Annotated in this window: 15 protein-coding genes and 1 rRNA gene; 3 read left to right on the forward strand and 13 right to left on the reverse strand. The window is 41.6% G+C overall.

Features of this window, described 5'->3' with window-relative positions:
• Positions 1 to 9 precede the first annotated feature (9 nt).
• The 11 genes from L2764_RS15240 to L2764_RS15285 all read right to left on the reverse strand — a co-directional run bounded on the left by L2764_RS15240 (position 10) and on the right by L2764_RS15285 (position 10,946).
• The gene (locus L2764_RS15240) at positions 10 to 1,386 is read right to left on the reverse strand and encodes a KAP family P-loop NTPase fold protein (protein WP_248941123.1); all 1,377 of its coding nucleotides are present in this window, start codon (positions 1,384 to 1,386) and stop codon (positions 10 to 12) included.
• 5 nt (positions 1,387 to 1,391) lie between these two features.
• Complete coding sequence (locus L2764_RS15245) at positions 1,392 to 2,660, reverse strand: restriction endonuclease subunit S (protein WP_248941124.1); 1,269 nt, start codon at positions 2,658 to 2,660, stop codon at positions 1,392 to 1,394.
• On the reverse strand, positions 2,647 to 3,105 hold the full coding sequence (locus tag L2764_RS15250; RefSeq protein WP_248941125.1) for a DUF1016 N-terminal domain-containing protein: 459 nt from the start codon (positions 3,103 to 3,105) through the stop codon (positions 2,647 to 2,649). The genes L2764_RS15245 and L2764_RS15250 overlap by 14 nt, the downstream gene beginning before the upstream one ends.
• Positions 3,098 to 4,462 (reverse strand): type I restriction-modification system subunit M, encoded by a 1,365-nt coding sequence (locus L2764_RS15255; protein ID WP_446539682.1) that lies wholly within the window; start codon positions 4,460 to 4,462, stop codon positions 3,098 to 3,100. Before L2764_RS15255 ends, L2764_RS15250 begins: the two co-directional genes overlap by 8 nt.
• Before the next feature lie 42 nt (positions 4,463 to 4,504).
• Positions 4,505 to 4,678, reverse strand: a complete 174-nt coding sequence (locus tag L2764_RS28545) for a type I restriction-modification system subunit M N-terminal domain-containing protein (RefSeq protein WP_446539683.1) — start codon at positions 4,676 to 4,678, stop codon at positions 4,505 to 4,507.
• Positions 4,679 to 4,681: 3 nt separating this feature from the next.
• A complete protein-coding gene (locus L2764_RS15260) occupies positions 4,682 to 5,320 on the reverse strand; it encodes a restriction endonuclease subunit S (RefSeq protein WP_248941126.1) in 639 nt (212 codons plus the stop codon).
• Positions 5,304 to 5,612: a hypothetical protein gene (locus L2764_RS15265; RefSeq protein ID WP_248941127.1), complete on the reverse strand. Its 309-nt coding sequence runs from the start codon at positions 5,610 to 5,612 to the stop codon at positions 5,304 to 5,306. Before L2764_RS15265 ends, L2764_RS15260 begins: the two co-directional genes overlap by 17 nt.
• Positions 5,613 to 7,364: 1,752 nt before the next feature.
• Positions 7,365 to 8,606, reverse strand: coding sequence for a BaiN/RdsA family NAD(P)/FAD-dependent oxidoreductase (locus L2764_RS15270; protein ID WP_248941128.1), 1,242 nt, complete (start codon positions 8,604 to 8,606; stop codon positions 7,365 to 7,367).
• Positions 8,607 to 8,740: 134 nt separating this feature from the next.
• On the reverse strand, positions 8,741 to 9,760 hold the full coding sequence (gene gpsA / locus L2764_RS15275) for an NAD(P)H-dependent glycerol-3-phosphate dehydrogenase (protein ID WP_248941129.1): 1,020 nt from the start codon (positions 9,758 to 9,760) through the stop codon (positions 8,741 to 8,743).
• Positions 9,761 to 9,768: 8 nt separating this feature from the next.
• Complete coding sequence (gene secB, locus L2764_RS15280; protein ID WP_248941130.1) at positions 9,769 to 10,254, reverse strand: protein-export chaperone SecB; 486 nt, start codon at positions 10,252 to 10,254, stop codon at positions 9,769 to 9,771.
• 257 nt (positions 10,255 to 10,511) lie between these two features.
• Positions 10,512 to 10,946 carry a rhodanese-like domain-containing protein gene (locus L2764_RS15285; protein WP_248941131.1) on the reverse strand — a complete coding sequence of 145 codons (435 nt, stop codon included), beginning with the start codon at positions 10,944 to 10,946 and terminating at the stop codon, positions 10,512 to 10,514.
• A gap of 566 nt (positions 10,947 to 11,512) precedes the next feature.
• Here L2764_RS15285 and gpmI point away from each other — a divergent pair.
• The 3 genes from gpmI to L2764_RS15300 are packed head-to-tail and all read left to right on the forward strand — an operon-like array spanning position 11,513 to position 15,438.
• Complete coding sequence (gene gpmI, locus L2764_RS15290; RefSeq protein WP_248941132.1) at positions 11,513 to 13,066, forward strand: 2,3-bisphosphoglycerate-independent phosphoglycerate mutase; 1,554 nt, start codon at positions 11,513 to 11,515, stop codon at positions 13,064 to 13,066.
• Positions 13,067 to 13,076: 10 nt separating this feature from the next.
• A complete protein-coding gene (locus tag L2764_RS15295) occupies positions 13,077 to 14,210 on the forward strand; it encodes a murein hydrolase activator EnvC family protein (protein ID WP_248941133.1) in 1,134 nt (377 codons plus the stop codon).
• A 34-nt stretch (positions 14,211 to 14,244) separates the two neighbouring features.
• The gene (locus L2764_RS15300) at positions 14,245 to 15,438 is read left to right on the forward strand and encodes a S41 family peptidase (RefSeq protein WP_248941134.1); all 1,194 of its coding nucleotides are present in this window, start codon (positions 14,245 to 14,247) and stop codon (positions 15,436 to 15,438) included.
• A gap of 47 nt (positions 15,439 to 15,485) precedes the next feature.
• On the opposite strand, the gene L2764_RS15305 is transcribed toward L2764_RS15300, so the two are convergent.
• A complete protein-coding gene (locus L2764_RS15305) occupies positions 15,486 to 15,737 on the reverse strand; it encodes a YkgJ family cysteine cluster protein (RefSeq protein WP_248941135.1) in 252 nt (83 codons plus the stop codon).
• 231 nt (positions 15,738 to 15,968) lie between these two features.
• Positions 15,969 to 16,072, reverse strand: a 5S ribosomal RNA gene (gene rrf, locus L2764_RS15310); the annotation flags it as partial.

Here is a 16,072-nt window from a genome sequence, read left to right on the forward strand (position 1 = left end):
CTTCCCCAACTACGGATTATTGTTCAAATTAAGAGCCGAAAGGGCTTGTGCCACAATCTCAACACAACCGCCCTCATCTGGCATTCCCCAATGAGATTGACTGAAATAAGAGTGAAACACTTTCACCCACGGGCTAGGCTCTTGCTCTACAGGCCCAGCAAATAACGACGACGCTCTATCACAGTCCCAAACCAGCATCATGGCAATAACTTTCAGCACGGAATCGGAACGAGGAGTTTCGTTCACCAGTTGACTCATGTCGTTAATACCAAAGCAACCAGCCAACTGCGCTGAGTCGATATTCTTGCGTAATATTGAGCGGGCGACGCTAGGAAAAAAGCAATGAAAGTAGACAGCAACCAAACACGGAAATCGATAGACGTAATCCACCTGACGTCCCAAAGCATCCGACTCGCTATTTAAAGTTTGATAAATTTCCAAGTGTCTGACGAAGGTTTCTACCTCACGTAAAGACAAAGCTCGAACCGTAATAAGTGATTTAACAAATTTAAAACCAGTGTCACGCTCTTGATATAACTCAGTTGGTGCGAGTATTGAACTTTGGCGTATTAAATGAGTAAAGTACTTAACTGAGGCCAAATCTTTATCAGAACCGATTTGTGACAAGGCTTCAGGTAACGCAAAACTGAACTTCAAGAACTTATCGAGGTAACGCTGGGCATCAACTGCATCGCCATAGCAGTGATTAACAGCGGCTTTTAATTGCTGAGTATTCGTGATGAGTACAAAGCTAACACCTTCAACATCAAAGGTGTGTTTAATAATTTCAAGCATATCGACAGCAAAATTTGGTCTGCATCGATCAAGTTCGTCAACAAATAAAATAATAGGTTTGTTCGCTGCAATTTCAGCGAGTGCGGTTTGTAGCGCATTTAAATTTTGATCTGCTTTTACATGATCTTTTAATACTGATTCAATCGTCGCATCAATGGCTTTATCTGCGGTTTTCTGAAGTTCCTTATCAAAGTCATCTGCAACATTAACCACGTCCTGCCTTAAAAGATGTGAAACACCCGCTTTAGCAATAGTTTTTAGACCATAACGAACAGCAGGCAAGGCTTTTTTCATAAAACCTTGCTTATTGACATCAGGTAAAACCTTAATTATTTCAGCAAGCAAAGTCATCAATGGCTCATTTGCATGATCGGCTTTGAACGCATCAATATAAATTAAATGATGCGTATTATTATCGCTCATTAGATTTATGAGTTTATGGCAAAACTCAGTTTTACCCGTCCCCCAACTACCATCGATAACAATAGGTGAAATATCTATGTCGGCTTGTAATAGCGACATCACTTTTTCAGCAATACTTTTACGCTTAAATTCATCTCTTTCATCAAATGTTAATGCGGTGATATCCATATCTCTTAAGCTGCCTCTGTATTGTCTATTTTCACTCTACGCTTACCGGTCAACAACTGCTGCATCAAGGCCTTTTTCTCTTGCTTGAAGTGAGCCAGCTTAGCGTTTAACAGCTCGATCTCTTTATCGGCAGCGGTGAGCACAGAGGCAATTTTAACTATTTCATGTTCGTCTTTTGGAATGTAAAATCTAAATTTATACAAATCACTTGTGTTAATAGAATTGATTGTTGCACCGAGATTTTTATTTACTTGCCGATAAAACATTGATGTTTGGAACAGCTGAAATACAAGTTCTGGATATTTACCACGAAACGAAGTCATAAAGGCACCATGCGTTTGCCCAATTGCTTGATTTGTTATCAACGCACTCTTACCAATCAAGTTTTTACTGCCATTTCGAATACAAATTAGGATATCTCCAACTCTTGTCCTCAACTCATCTTTTATCAGAGAAGAAACATAAACATTATCGAGAAAAGACAACTTTCCTGCCTGAATATTTGAAGAGCGTAAAACTAATGTTCCCTCATCGGTAACATCATTAGGAGAATACGTTAAGCCTGTCAGGCACTTGCCTACATCCCCCAATTTCACATCTTCCCACTCGCCCTCAAACGCCTTACCCGTTTCAACTGCTTTTTCAGCCCCGTCTGTTGCTGAAGTGCTGAGTAAACGCTTTTTGCCCGTCAACAGCTGCTGCATCAGGGCTTTTTTCTGCTGTTTGCTGGTTGCGAACAGCTTTTCAGTGGTGGTGATCGCCTTATCCCACGTGGAGAGAATATTGGCTATTTTGCATTGTTCTGGGAGTGGGGGGATTGGGACCTTAATAGTCTTTACCAGCCCTCCACTTAAATTACTTTGGCCTGCTGAGTTACTTAAATTTCGTATATTTTCATACTCACTTAATAAAAAGTTAAAGTAGTATTCAGGGTTATAATCTTGCTTTAAAATAATCGCAGCACTGTTCTGATTAGTTGAAGCTTCAAATTGGAGCAATGCAACTTGGCCTCTTGTTTTCCCTTGTCCGATCATAGCTAAAAGAATTGTACCTTTTGGACATAATTTAGCTGATGAATTATTTAAACCCTCTTTAGTTATATAAACCTTAGTGTCTATTGAGTTAAGGATACAGTTTTGGACTTCTGTCGTTCTAATCCATGGAATGCTTCCCAGTTCCCAATATTCAGATTTACTTTTACTAGGCGTTCCACCCGAAGTTACTTTTGCAATATCTTCGATAGTGCCTTTTCCCCATCCATTAGGCAAAATCATTGCTCACCTCCAGCTGCGGCACCCGCCGCTCCTCCGCAGCGGTTAGAGTACTACTAAGCAAAGCACAAGAAAACAAGAACAAGGCGCTAATGCCCTCACTAATTTTAAGAAGCTCTACATGATGCGACCAGCTCAATTTGTGCGACACTGTCGCATGATTTTTATTCAGTAAATAAAACTGACGAAATCTCTGCAGGTTACTCACGCTAAAGCCTTTGCCATGCTTGAGTTTTAAGTCTCGGCTTAGGGTCGAGAGTAGCTGCTGACCATATTTAGCACTCGTTTCTCCTTGCTGCTCAAATTCAATAATATGCTGACCAATATGCCAGTAGGTCATCACCAAGCAGGTATTGATCGCAACAAAGGTGTTTTTCTGCCCTTGAACAAAGGTTGTGGTGATACTGTCGATGAGTTGGTCATAAACCTTATCAGTGGGTTTATTCATAGCCCAGTTCCTTGTAGCCTAATTCTTCGAGATATTTCGCCATTTCCGTCTCTAATTCAGCTAGTTCGGTTTGCAATGCCAAACGCTCGCTGCGCACGGCCATTAAATCAATCTCGGCTTCTTCCTCAAAGGTATCGACATAGCGCGGAATGTTGAGGTTGTAATCGTTCTCCGCTATTTCTTCAATTGTGGCGAGGTAAGCGTACTTATCCACGCTTTCACGGGCTTTGTAGGTATCAACAATCTTTAGAATATTCTCAGGCGTTAATACATTCTGGTTTTTGCCCGATTTAAACTCACGCGAGGCATCAATAAACAATACGTTATTGTTATGAGAAGGGTCGTCTTTGTGTTTTTTGAAAATAAGAATAGCCGCTGGAATACCGGTACCGAAGAACAATTTTTCAGGTAAGCCAATCACGGTATCGAGCAAGTTTTCATCAATGAGCTGCTTGCGGATTTTGCCCTCGCTTGATCCACGAAATAACACCCCGTGTGGTACCACTACCCCCATGCGTCCGCCTTGTTTACCTTTAGACGCAGGCTTTAGGGTTTCAATCATGTGTGAGATAAACGCATAATCACCTTTGGTTTTAGGTGGCACACCACGGCGGAAACGACCAAAATGATCGTTTTCGGCATCCTCAAAGCCCCATTTATCTAAGCTAAACGGTGGGTTAGCGGTGACAATATCAAAGTGCAGTAAGCCACCCTCTTTCCCTTGCGCGGTATCCAATAGCTTAGGGTTACGAATAGTGTCGCCCCATTCAATGCGATGATTATCTTCACCATGCAAGAACATGTTCATTTTAGCCAATGACCAGGTAGATCCAATGGCTTCTTGACCAAATAGGGCATACTGCTTGGAGCCGTTAAAGTTCTTTTGTATTTGCTTACCACACTTCATCAATAGTGAGCCGCTGCCACAAGCAGGATCGCAAATGGTGTCACCTTGTTGTGGATCTAAAATGATAGCCAGTAAATCAGAGACTTCAGCTGGGGTATAGAATTCTCCCGCCGATTTACCGCTACCTGCGGCAAAATGTTTGATTAAGTATTCGTAAGCGTTACCAATAACATCCAGTGATCCGACACAACTAGGGCGTAGACTCAGAGTTGGCTTGCCAAAGTCTTCCATTAGGTGGCGTAGAATCTCGTTCTTTTGCTTTTCATCACCTAATTTATCGGTATTAAAACTAATATCTTGGAACACATTTTTTAGCTTAGTGCCGTTGGCTTCTTCAATGGCATGTAAGGCTTGGTCGATACGCGAGCCGTTACCTGCTGTATTACGCAGTTCATACAAGTCCCAGAACGTTGAACCAACCGGGATCTTGAAAGACTGGGAGTCCATCATTTCATTGATAAGATCTGGGCTATCCCCATACTCTTGTTTTAATTAATCATACTTGTCTTGATGCACATCAGAGATGTATTTCAAGAACAACATGGTTAAGATGAAGTCTTTGTAGATTGACGGATCGACCGTGCCACGGAAGGTGTCACACGCACCCCATACCGCTTTGTTGACTGTGTCTTGAAATATTGGATCTTGGTTTATTGGTGAATTCATCGTTTAATTATTCTCATTCAGTAATTGTTTAAACATACCCTGAAGCATTGCTTTGCGATTCATCATTAGGGCGTCAGTTAACCTCTGCTCTTTTTCCCACAGTTGGTTAATCTGAAGTATTTTTTGCTGAGTTTCGATAGATGGGATAGTAAGCGTTATCTCATTGCCAATAGATGTATTTAGCATTACCGCCATCGATGACCCCTGACTACCAGGACCTTCTAACAGGAAAAATTGAATGTGTGGCTGATTTAATGACCAACACAAAAATTCAGGTAACACCTCAGCTTTTGGCGTCAGCACTAAAAACTGGCTGGTTACGACCAAGGGCAAAGAGTCTTCTGAAGCATCAACGACACAAGATGCCTGAAAGTAACCCCCTCTCGATCCCCTCGAAGGCAGTATCACTGTACCTGATGTGACCAGTGCTTTGTCCTTACCCTGCCAATCAATAACAGGCAGCTTGCTAGGATCGAGTAAAAATGAGTTGGACGCTTTTGCTATTTCACGCACATCTTTAATTTGCGCAATACGAGCATTGCCAACTTTATATTCAACCTCTTCGACCTTCTCTCGAAAAGTGTAACCTGTTCTAATATGCGCAACATCACTAAGTAAACGAATATTAGTATGGGGAAGCATAAACTAATTCCTTAGCACTTGGCTTTGTAAGAAGGCATGCTTTATTAGTATTTGATTTAACCACATTATAGATAAACTCTGCTTGTGCCCAACCACAGCGCCTCGCTTCATTAATAAACCATTGCTGTACTGGTAAAGTGAGCTTCTGACGCTTTGAGTTATGCTCTTTGTTGTATATGGACATGACTCGTTCGGCATCGCAATAAAAAACAATGCTGTCGATGCTTACACTTTCAGGCGTCGGGAAAAGATATTGTGTTCGTGTGTGCTGCTTGGCGGTTGTTGCCGGCAATTCAGGCTCATTTATTGAACAAAGTGGTTTATTTACCACTTCTTTATCTATGAAAGTAGCCGTTACTTCTTACACACGTGTTGTAATTTGATAATATGGTTTCATAACTATTTCTCCTATTTCTATACGTTTGTTCTGGAATTTGGTTTAGATAAGTTCAGGCGGCTACCTGAACTTATCGATTATCACCACACAACCTCAAATATAAAAACGCAGTAGAACCTCTATTCGATAATGCTGTGATGTTAAACAATGTAACAATTGTATTTTTCTTTGCCAATGCATTAAACGCTATTTTTTCTCTACTGTATTATTTTGGCATTGGTAATGTGTCTATTCCAGCTGCATTTTGAGAACATCTTTTATTGCCACTCCCAAGTAACGAACTGTGTTATCCCGTTTTACATGACCGAGTAAAAGCTAAACAGCACAGATACTCTTTGTGCGGACCTAAATCAGCGATCCTTAGTTCTACACATACAATATGTGCCATATAAAGATGCATCATAGCCAAGAGTAATTGCCCAGTGTCAGATAATATTTGCATAATTAACGGTAACTCATGTGAGATCTCTACTTACGAAGGCTGGGAACAAGAAATATGAAGCGAATAAGCCACTGAGTGATAGATTGTGCCGTTCTGGATCTGATATCAAACTGCACATCCCGCCCTGTTTTACTTTGTTTATACAGAATCAGGCATAACCTCACCAGCCACCGTTTAAAATCGAAGCAACCCACTACCCTTGCTTTTAGATCCCCATCGAAGTTACCGAAGATATTTTATAAGTTATCGCGTAAGCGAGGCATGGGCGGCTCCTTAACATCCATGTTATTACCGCATTTGTGAATCCTTTCACATCATGCCTAGATAGCCTTAGGTGAGCCATGGTCGTTCTTTGACATCCTTGTCATCACGACATTCGTTAATCCTAAACATCAGACGGTGAATATGAAGCGATAGAGATAACTTATAAAATAGTGAGGTGCTTAGCTTCGTTTGGGTGGCACAGGGTTCCAAGGGGGATTGCTGTTGTTCCTCTTTGGCCCAGTGTGAGTGGGAGCTCACGATTTTAGCCCGCAGCAACCAATAAACATCAACAAAGTTATAGTTCATCACAAACTCAAATCGAAGAAACCCACTGCTTTTGCTTTTCAAATCAGTGTAAACACGGTTGTGACCGTCGTTGACAGGGACACCATCGCCGAACTGACATGAATGTCCTTGCTGTGTGTCACAGAGGTATCGATACAAAACCTGCGGAAGGGTGAAGTTTTACTTTGTAAGACGCTTCGAACGAGATGTATGGACTCCCTTCCCTCGAAGCTGAATTGGCCGTTAAACATGGAAGTTGTTATTAATCCGCATGAAGATTCGACAAACAACACTCTTAAATCGAAGAAACTCACTACTTTTGATTTAAGATCCCATCGGAGTAACTTTAACTTTTCGATAAAAAATATTGTGATTGAGACAGGACGTCGAAAATAGCCTTAGTTGAACCATGGATGGTGAATATAAGGCGGTAAATATTTTTGTGCATCGAACATTAAAGTGCAATGCTCCGCTGGGCGTCATGGAGATTGTAAAGAGGATAAGGACGAGCAGTCCTCTTTACCTCAGTGTGAGTGGGAACTCACGATCTAAATCGCTGCAAGCGATAAGTTAGATTGAAATAAATTAACCCTATACACCTGCAGATGACAACGAAATCGGTAGCTAATAAAAATGTTCAAGCTTGCATTTACAAGCTAACACACTTGCCCTGTTGCATAGCCACTCGACCATGCCCATTGGAAATTGTAGCCCCCCAACCAGCCACTGACATCGACAACTTCGCCAATAAAGTACAAGCCTTTTTGAGTTTTCACTTCCATGGTTTTTGACGATAACGCGTCGGTATCAATACCGCCTAAGGTCACCTCTGCGGTGCGATAGCCTTCAGTGCCATTCGGGTAGACTTTCCAATCGGTGAAGTAATCATATAAAAATGTTTGTTCGGCTTTGCTGAGCTGATTAATGCTTTTAGTGCCAATGGCGCCTTTGTCATTTTCTGACACCGCCTGACCGCCCTTCTCACCGACCCCATCGAGCTCTCCGAGCTCTAGCAGTCGCTCAACAAAACGTTTGGGGAAAATACGACAAAGCGCATTCTTTAATGTCAGCTTAGGTGACGCTTTAATGATATCGCTCAGCCAAGTCATAAAATCCTGCTCTGGTAGCAAATTAAAGCTCACCGCTTGGCCTGGTTTCCAATAGGAGGAGATTTGTAGCACCGATGGGCCGCTTAAGCCTCTATGGGTAAATAACAGGGCTTCTTTAAAGCTTTTGCCGCACTCAGCACGCGCGACTACAGGTAATGCAATCCCCGATAAACATTCAAATTTTGTTTTATCTGCCACTTGTAATGTGAAAGGGACTAAAGCTGCCGATGTCGATAACACCGAAACATTAAATTGCTCAGCGACTTGATAACCAAACGGAGTGGCACCCAGCTTTGGCATCGATAAGCCACCTGTCGCAATGACGAGAGACTCACAGGTATATTCCCCTTGAGAGGTTTGCAATTGATACCCTGACGAAGTGGTTTGAATAGAGGTGATATCAGTACGAAGTTGAGTGGTAACCCCTGCCCACTCACATTCTGTTCTTAACATTTCAACGATTTTCTTAGCGCTATCATCACAAAACAGCTGACCTAAGGTTTTTTCGTGATAATCGATCCCATGGCGTTCCACCATGGCAATGAAGTCCCACTGAGTGTAACGCGCTAACGCTGATTTACAAAAATGCGGGTTCTGGCATAAGTAAGCTGAGGGTTCAATACCAAGATTAGTGAAATTACAACGCCCACCACCACTAATTAAAATCTTGCGCCCCAGCTGTTTGGCATTATCGATAAGCAACACATCTCGTCCGCGATATCCTGCCGTTAATGCACACATTAATCCTGCCGCGCCAGCGCCTATCACTATGACATCTTGATGTTTCACTTGACCAAACTCCACGGTTTCTCTGTGGCCAATACACGTTAACGACTCAGATTAACTACGCCACAGACAATAAAAAAGGGCGCTATTATAGCACCCTTTCCTTAACTAATGTGAGCATAGACAATTCGAGCAGGTTAATGCTGATCCTGAGTCTCTGACTTTTGCTCGCGACTCAATAAGGCTTTTGCCGCATCGACAGCAGATTTACCTTGATAAAGCACTTGGTAAACTTGCTCTACAATCGGCATTTCAACCCCTAGTCGATGGGCTAACACATACACTTCTTTAGTGTTACGATAACCTTCAACCACTTGGCCAATTTCGACTTGTGCCGTATCGATATCTAACCCTTTACCTAAGGCTAAGCCAAAACGACGATTTCGAGATTGATTATCGGTACAAGTGAGTACGAGATCACCTAAGCCCGCCATGCCCATAAAAGTGTCAGGCTGCGCACCTACCGCCTTACCAAGACGAGACAACTCCACTAAACCTCGAGTAATCAAGGCCGTTCGCGCATTAGCACCAAATCCTATCCCATCGGATAAGCCAGCACCAATCGCCATCACATTTTTCACGGCGCCGCCTAATTGTAAGCCAATAAAATCATCATTAGCATATACGCGTAAGCGTTTCGGACTGTGAAGTAAGTGGATAAGATCTTGAGTAAAAGCGTTGTCTGTTCCCGCGATCGATATCGCCGTGGGGAGACCCGCAGCAAGCTCTTTAGCAAAAGTCGGACCTGATAATACCGCCAGAGGATAGCTATCACCAATAATATCACGCGCCACATCTTGCAATAAGCGCCCCGTTTCAGGCTCTAATCCCTTCGTAGCCCAAACAATACGACTATCAGAGCGCAATAAGTCTTTGGCTTGGCTCAAGACACTAGAAAAAACATGACTGGGAACAACCACTAAGATATTGTTAGAGGCAGCTAACGCTGTCTTTAAATCCGCTTCAAGTAGTAAGCAGTCAGGAAAGTGAACGCCCGGCAAGGCTTTTTGATGACAACGCTGATTTTGTAACAGCTCAATATGCTGCGGATTATGGCCCCAAAGTAGTGTTTTATGGCCATTGTTTGCTAAAGAAATAGCAAGGGCGGTGCCATAAGACCCCGCCCCTAATACCGTAATATCGGCAATATTTTTCATACGCTCAATTACGCAGGTACTTCTGCTGTTTGCTGAGCTTGTGCTTCTTGCTGCTGTTGCATATGCTGTGCAAATAACGCATCAAAGTTCACTGGTGCTAAATTAAGTTGTGGGAAAGTACCACGACCCACTAAGCTACCCACAGTTTCTCTCGCATAAGGGAACAGTACATTAGGGCAATAGGCACCTAAAGAATGAGCAAGTTGTGGCTCAGTAAGACCTGTGATGGAGAAGATACCCGCTTGTTGAACTTCACATAAGAAAGCAGTTTCATCGCCATTTTTAGCAGTAACCGTCAAAGACAATATCACTTCATAAACGTCATCGGCTAACTTTTCAGTGCGCGTATCAAGATCTAATTTAACTTCTGGCACCCATTCTTTTTGAAAAACAGCTGGGCTGTTAGGTGTTTCAAAAGAAATGTCTTTAGTATAAATACGTTGAATATTAAATTGTGGTCCAGTTTGTTCGTTGCTTGCTACTTCTTCAGCCATAGTATCCTACCAATCAGTTAATTAAGATCCTTAAACTTAAGCCGAATGAAACCAGCTTAACTAAGGCATCATCTCAGGGTTTTAACACTCACTTTCTTATCAAGCTCGCGCTTTACCCCATATTGTAAATCAATAAAACCAACATTATGATAAATAATTTTATCAACAATGCTAGCCATTTAACTTTTAATCAGTCATAGAACCTGTATTACTTTAATCAATAAATTAATGCAAAAGCAATACACGCAGATAGATTTCTACTTTTTACTTCTTGACACAGGTAGATTACTCGACTGCCATTCACCCATTCCGCCCGATAAATTATAAACCTGTTCAAAACCGTTTTTAATTAACAACTGAGCCGCTTGTGAAGACGTCATACCTGCGCTACATACTAATATAATGGGACTGGCTTTAAACTTTTCAAGAGCTGAGACTTTATTATTTTTAATATCAGCTAATGGTACGTTAATCGCATCAATAATATGGCCTTTTTTAAAGTCGGCTTTTACCCTAACATCAACAACTTGCGCACTTTCTTTATTCATTAGCAAAACAGCTTGCTGATGTTTAATATTCTTTACTTTTGATAAACTCGTCTTAAATGTCACCACAATAAGTCCAACAAACAATCCAATCCAAGCCAAACTGAGCATAGGATTTGCTTTTAAAAATTCAATATATTCTTGCATGATTCACTGCCTACTAATTTTGGCCTTACGATTAATTGAGCCGCAGTATAACCCCAAACCACCTGAGAATGCGAGTTTCAGAGTTCCTCAAGTTGTTCAACTCAAGGCGCATGATTGAAGCAATGTTGACACCTTTTGATGTTATGCAACATCGAAGTAGGCAATTTGACAAACTCTCTATGGGCACCCTTTTAAAAACGCATGGAAAAGGTCTTTATTCTGCGTAAAAGGAACATTAACTTAAAATAACTCATCTATCTATTCAAAGCGTTGCTTAAATGACCTTATAATTCAATCTAGATCCTAAATCGCCAAGTGGCTTTGCTGCACTCAAACTACTTGATGATTCGAATGTCAGCGCAGGTATACCGACTCGATGAGCCCACAATATAACAACATATAAAGAAAACAAAAGCGCCACTATCAAAATATCAATGTAAAGTACACTTATATTCACTAAAGCTATCACCTCAATCTAAGTAAAGACCTTTATACGTGCTCACGCTCGTAGTAAACTGAATGCAATTTCAGACTTATCATTCTTAACCTATTTTAGAGGTATCATCATGACAACACGCAAGCGCCCATTGGCATTGCTTATACTAGATGGTTGGGGTTATCGAGAAAATACAGATAATAATGCTGTATATCACGCTAAAACTCCTGTTCTTGATAGGCTTAATGCACAATATCCAAATAGCTTAATTTCAGGCTCAGGTATCGATGTCGGTTTGCCTGATGGGCAGATGGGTAACTCTGAAGTGGGCCATATTAACATCGGTTCTGGGCGAGTCGTCTATCAAGAGTTAACGCGCATCAGTAAAGCCATTGAAAATGGCGAATTTAATTCAAACCCCGCTTTATTGGCTGCTATTGATGATGCTATTGCGAAGAAGGGTGCCGTTCATCTCATGGGACTATTATCACCAGGTGGTGTGCATAGCCATGAAGAACACATTGAAGCGATGTGCCGTTTAGCCGTTAAACGCGGCGCTAAAAACGTCTACTTACATGCCTTCTTAGATGGACGAGATACCCCTCCTCGCAGTGCTAAAAATAGCTTAATTCACTTTACTGAGCTCTTTAATGAGCTTGGCACAGGTCAAATTGCCTCTATTATTGGTCGCTACTATGCCATGGATAGAGACAATCGTTGGGATCGTGTTTCTCAAGCTTATGCATTAATCACCCAAGGTAAAGGTTTATACCATTACGATAATGCAGCTAATGCGCTCGAAGCGGCTTATGCCCGAGAGGAAAATGATGAATTCGTTAAAGCATCGACTATTGCCAGCCCAACGGGCAACAATATCGAACTCACTGATAATGATTCTTTAATTTTTATGAACTTCAGAGCAGACAGAGCCCGTCAGATCACCCGCAGTTTTGTGGATCCCGCTTTTGATGCTTTTGATGCTTTTGAGCGCACTATCACACCCAAATCCCACTTTGTCATGCTCACAGAGTACGCTGCCGATATAGCCGCCCCCATCGCATACACGGCAACAAAGCTAGTGAATACGCTAGGTGAAACCCTGCAAAATGCTCATAAAACTCAACTAAGAATTTCAGAAACTGAAAAATATGCCCACGTCACCTTCTTTTTTAATGGAGGGATAGAGCAACCTTTTGAGGGCGAAGAACGGATTTTAATCCCTTCCCCTAAAGTCGCAACTTATGACTTACAACCTGAAATGAACTCCACCAAATTAACTGACAAACTCGTAGAAGCGATTGCTGCGGATAAGTTTGACGTCATCATTTGTAATTATCCCAATGGTGATATGGTTGGTCATACGGGTAACTTTGATGCCGCAGTTAAAGCCTGCGAAGCCGTTGATACTTGTATTGGGCGTGTAGTTGATGCACTTGAAAAAGTAGACGGTGAATGTTTAATTACAGCCGATCATGGTAATGCAGAGCAGATGAGTGATAGCCAAACAGGTCAAGCTCACACTGCCCATACCAGCGAACTCGTTCCGCTAATATATTTTGGTCGACCCGCAACTATTGAAAAAGGCGGAAAATTGAGTGATTTAGCGCCAACTATGTTAACATTGATGGGACAAGCTGTTCCTCAAGAAATGACGGGGCGTTCGATCATCAAACTCGATGAGTAAATAAATACTAGTGAATAAAAGCCTGATCACACGAGCCAGTATATTAACTGGCTTGCTTATTATCACACTGCCGCTGCAGGCAAATGATCTGCAGCAGCGTCAATCTGAATTAAAATCCATTTCGGTGCAGATTAATAAGCAAGCATCCACCGTTAAGTCGACTTACAGACAACGTGAACAACTACTTAATTTACTAAAAAAAGATGAAGAAGCCATTGCCGCTGTAGCTAAAAAGATTAATCAAACCAAACTATCTTTAAAAGAAACAGAAACAGAAATGGCTAAGCTCAACACCCGTCAAGACGAGCTCAATACGTTAAAAAAATCCCAACAAAGTGCTTTATCTAAACAACTCACTAGCGCCTACCTCGCGGGTAATTACGACTACAGCAAAATGCTGCTTAATCAACAATCTCCAGCCAGCATAGAGAGAATGCTAACTTATTATAAGTATTTGAATAATGCGCGAATAGAGTCTATCAAAGCATTGCAGGAAACGTTAAGCGAACTTGATACCATTGAAAGAGAGCAAGAACAGCGTCAAACACAACTGAATAGCTTAATGCTAGATCAAAGCACCCTAGCCAATAAACTCAAAAATGAACAAGTACAACGTAAAAGTACCCTAACTCAATTGCAAAATACCCTCAATACTCACGGTGCAAAACTTGAGCAGCTACAAATTGAGCAAGCGAGCCTAAAACACCTTGTTGATCGCACTCTATCCATGATGAAAACAAATTCCTCCATGGCGGGATTAAAAAGTAATAAAAAACTCAGCTGGCCAACACCGGGGCGTATCAAAACGGCATTTGGTAACAGGCGCTCAGGTAAAATAAAATGGAAAGGTGTCACTATTTCTGCACCAGAAGGGCGTAATGTCAATGCTATTGCAGCAGGTAAAGTCATTTATGCTGATTGGCTTAGAGGATTTGGTATGGTATTGGTCATCGACCATGGGAAGGGCTATATGAGCCTATACGGTTATGCACAAGCATTATTGAAAGAGCCCGGCGACACGGTCCAGCAAGGCCAAACCATTGCATTAGTTGGACGTTCGGGTGGACAGAGCGAGCCTAGCCTATACTTTGAAGTAAGGTATAAGGGACAAGCCGTCGATCCTGCAAGGTATTGCGCACGATAACGGTTTTTTTCCCTTTCTATAGCAAGGGGTTAAAATGAAGTCACTGATCCGTTATATTAGCTGTATCGTCATTGGTTTAACACTCGGTTTATCACTCACTCTGTTTGGAAAGAGTCACTCTCAAGAATACAGTTTCCGAACACATTACCCTCTTTTACTTGAAGTCATGGATTCAATACAGACCTACTATGTGGATCCTATCAGTGAAGATGAGCTAATGAGAGCCGCCATAGAAGGTGTATTTAATAAACTCGATTCATATTCAGGCTTACTCGATAAACAAGATTTTCAGAATATGAGAGACAGCAACAATGGCGAGTATTTTGGTTTTGGTATTGAAATAGCTATTGAAGATGACAAGATCACCATCATAACGCCTTTCGCCCATTCTCCTGCCGCTCAGGCTGGCATTAAACCTGGCGATCAAATTATTAGCCTCAACAAACAAGCAGTCACCTCCGATAAACTCAATACACTCTTAGGCGAAATGAAACAACACAGTAAAGATAAGAAAGCCATTGAAATCATGTTAACGCGAGCCAGCACTCAAAAAACCTATTCCGTCACTTTAAAGCCCAGCACGATAAAAATCACATCAGTAAAAGCGCAATTATTAGATAATAAAATTGGCTATATTCGCCTGTATAATTTCCAAGAGAACTCTACTCAAGAAATTGTCACCCACTTATTCAATTGGCAAGCCATTTCACTCAACGGTATCATTTTAGATTTACGCAATAATCCAGGCGGCTTATTAGATCAAGCAGTGAGCATTGCAGATGTTTTTCTAGATAAAGGCCGAATAGTATCAACCCAAGGTCGTTATTTTGATGCCAACTCCGATTATTATGCCTCTTCAAAAAGTATGCATAAAAGCGTGCCTCTATTAGTCATAATCAACAAAGGCTCTGCATCCGCTTCTGAAGTGCTAGCCGCAGCTTTACAAGATAACCAAAGAGCGAAGCTCTTAGGGCAAACAAGCTATGGTAAGGGGACCGTTCAAAGCTTAATCCCTACCCTCATAGAAGGGCATGCTATAAAACTGACGATAGCCAATTACACCACCCCTAAAGGTAAAAATATCAATAAGAAGGGCATTGAGCCCGATATAAAAATTGCATTGGATAACAATGAGGTCGATCAGCAAATTTCCATGGTAACAAAATCAGATCTAAAACAAGACAAGCTTGTTAGTACTGCTATTGCATGGATCAATAATCAGAAGTAATAATAAGCATAAAGAGGCAAGCAATAAAGACTAGGTAAAAAATAACATTAACTTGTGGCAGCTTCTAAATCAGTGATCAACCATATGGCTTCTTTATCCGTTTTTCCACATACATCTATCGTTGCGGCAAACAGATGGCATACATCAGGTCTCTCAGGCAAACCAAATAGCTTACATAGATTTTCTGCATTCAACTGAATGCAGCGTTTACCAGCAGGCTTTCCCTTTGGCATGCCAGGAATGGCTGTAGTAATAGAAGGAGCGATACAACAAGCTCCACAACCTAAACGACAATCCATAGTGAACTCCCAGCCATAAATGATTATTATCACATCATAGTGACCCATAAAATATAGAAGCCAACCTAGAGGCTTCTATACTGAAAAAGACAGAGTGATCTTGTCACCATCAGCGATCGTTCTATTTATATTTCACCAATTCGATTAGCCACTCTCTTTTAAAAACGCAAAACGAAAAATGCCCACTGCATTAGCAATGGGCATTATCGACTCTCTTTCGAGAAATTAGGCGCCTGGAAATGACCTACTCTCACATGGGGAGACCCCACACTACCATCGGCGCGATTGCGTTTCACTTCTGAGTTCGGAATGGGATCAGGTGGGGCCACAATGCT

Source organism: Shewanella surugensis, assembly GCF_023284005.1.
Taxonomy (GTDB): Bacteria; Pseudomonadota; Gammaproteobacteria; order Enterobacterales; family Shewanellaceae; genus Shewanella; species Shewanella surugensis.

Excerpts from the sequence above, each read along its gene's own strand:
- L2764_RS15240 (WP_248941123.1), bottom strand. The coding sequence starts at position 1,386 with ATGGATATCACCGCATTAACATTTGATGAAAGAGATGAATTTAAGCGT.
- L2764_RS15245 (WP_248941124.1), bottom strand. The coding sequence starts at position 2,660 with ATGATTTTGCCTAATGGATGGGGAAAAGGCACTATCGAAGATATTGCA.
- L2764_RS15250 (WP_248941125.1), bottom strand. The coding sequence starts at position 3,105 with ATGAATAAACCCACTGATAAGGTTTATGACCAACTCATCGACAGTATC.
- L2764_RS15255 (WP_446539682.1), bottom strand. The coding sequence starts at position 4,462 with ATGATGGACTCCCAGTCTTTCAAGATCCCGGTTGGTTCAACGTTCTGG.
- L2764_RS28545 (WP_446539683.1), bottom strand. The coding sequence starts at position 4,678 with ATGAATTCACCAATAAACCAAGATCCAATATTTCAAGACACAGTCAAC.
- L2764_RS15260 (WP_248941126.1), bottom strand. The coding sequence starts at position 5,320 with ATGCTTCCCCATACTAATATTCGTTTACTTAGTGATGTTGCGCATATT.
- gpsA (WP_248941129.1), bottom strand. The coding sequence starts at position 9,760 with ATGAAAAATATTGCCGATATTACGGTATTAGGGGCGGGGTCTTATGGC.
- secB (WP_248941130.1), bottom strand. The coding sequence starts at position 10,254 with ATGGCTGAAGAAGTAGCAAGCAACGAACAAACTGGACCACAATTTAAT.
- L2764_RS15285 (WP_248941131.1), bottom strand. The coding sequence starts at position 10,946 with ATGCAAGAATATATTGAATTTTTAAAAGCAAATCCTATGCTCAGTTTG.
- gpmI (WP_248941132.1), top strand. The coding sequence starts at position 11,513 with ATGACAACACGCAAGCGCCCATTGGCATTGCTTATACTAGATGGTTGG.
- L2764_RS15300 (WP_248941134.1), top strand. The coding sequence starts at position 14,245 with ATGAAGTCACTGATCCGTTATATTAGCTGTATCGTCATTGGTTTAACA.
- L2764_RS15305 (WP_248941135.1), bottom strand. The coding sequence starts at position 15,737 with ATGGATTGTCGTTTAGGTTGTGGAGCTTGTTGTATCGCTCCTTCTATT.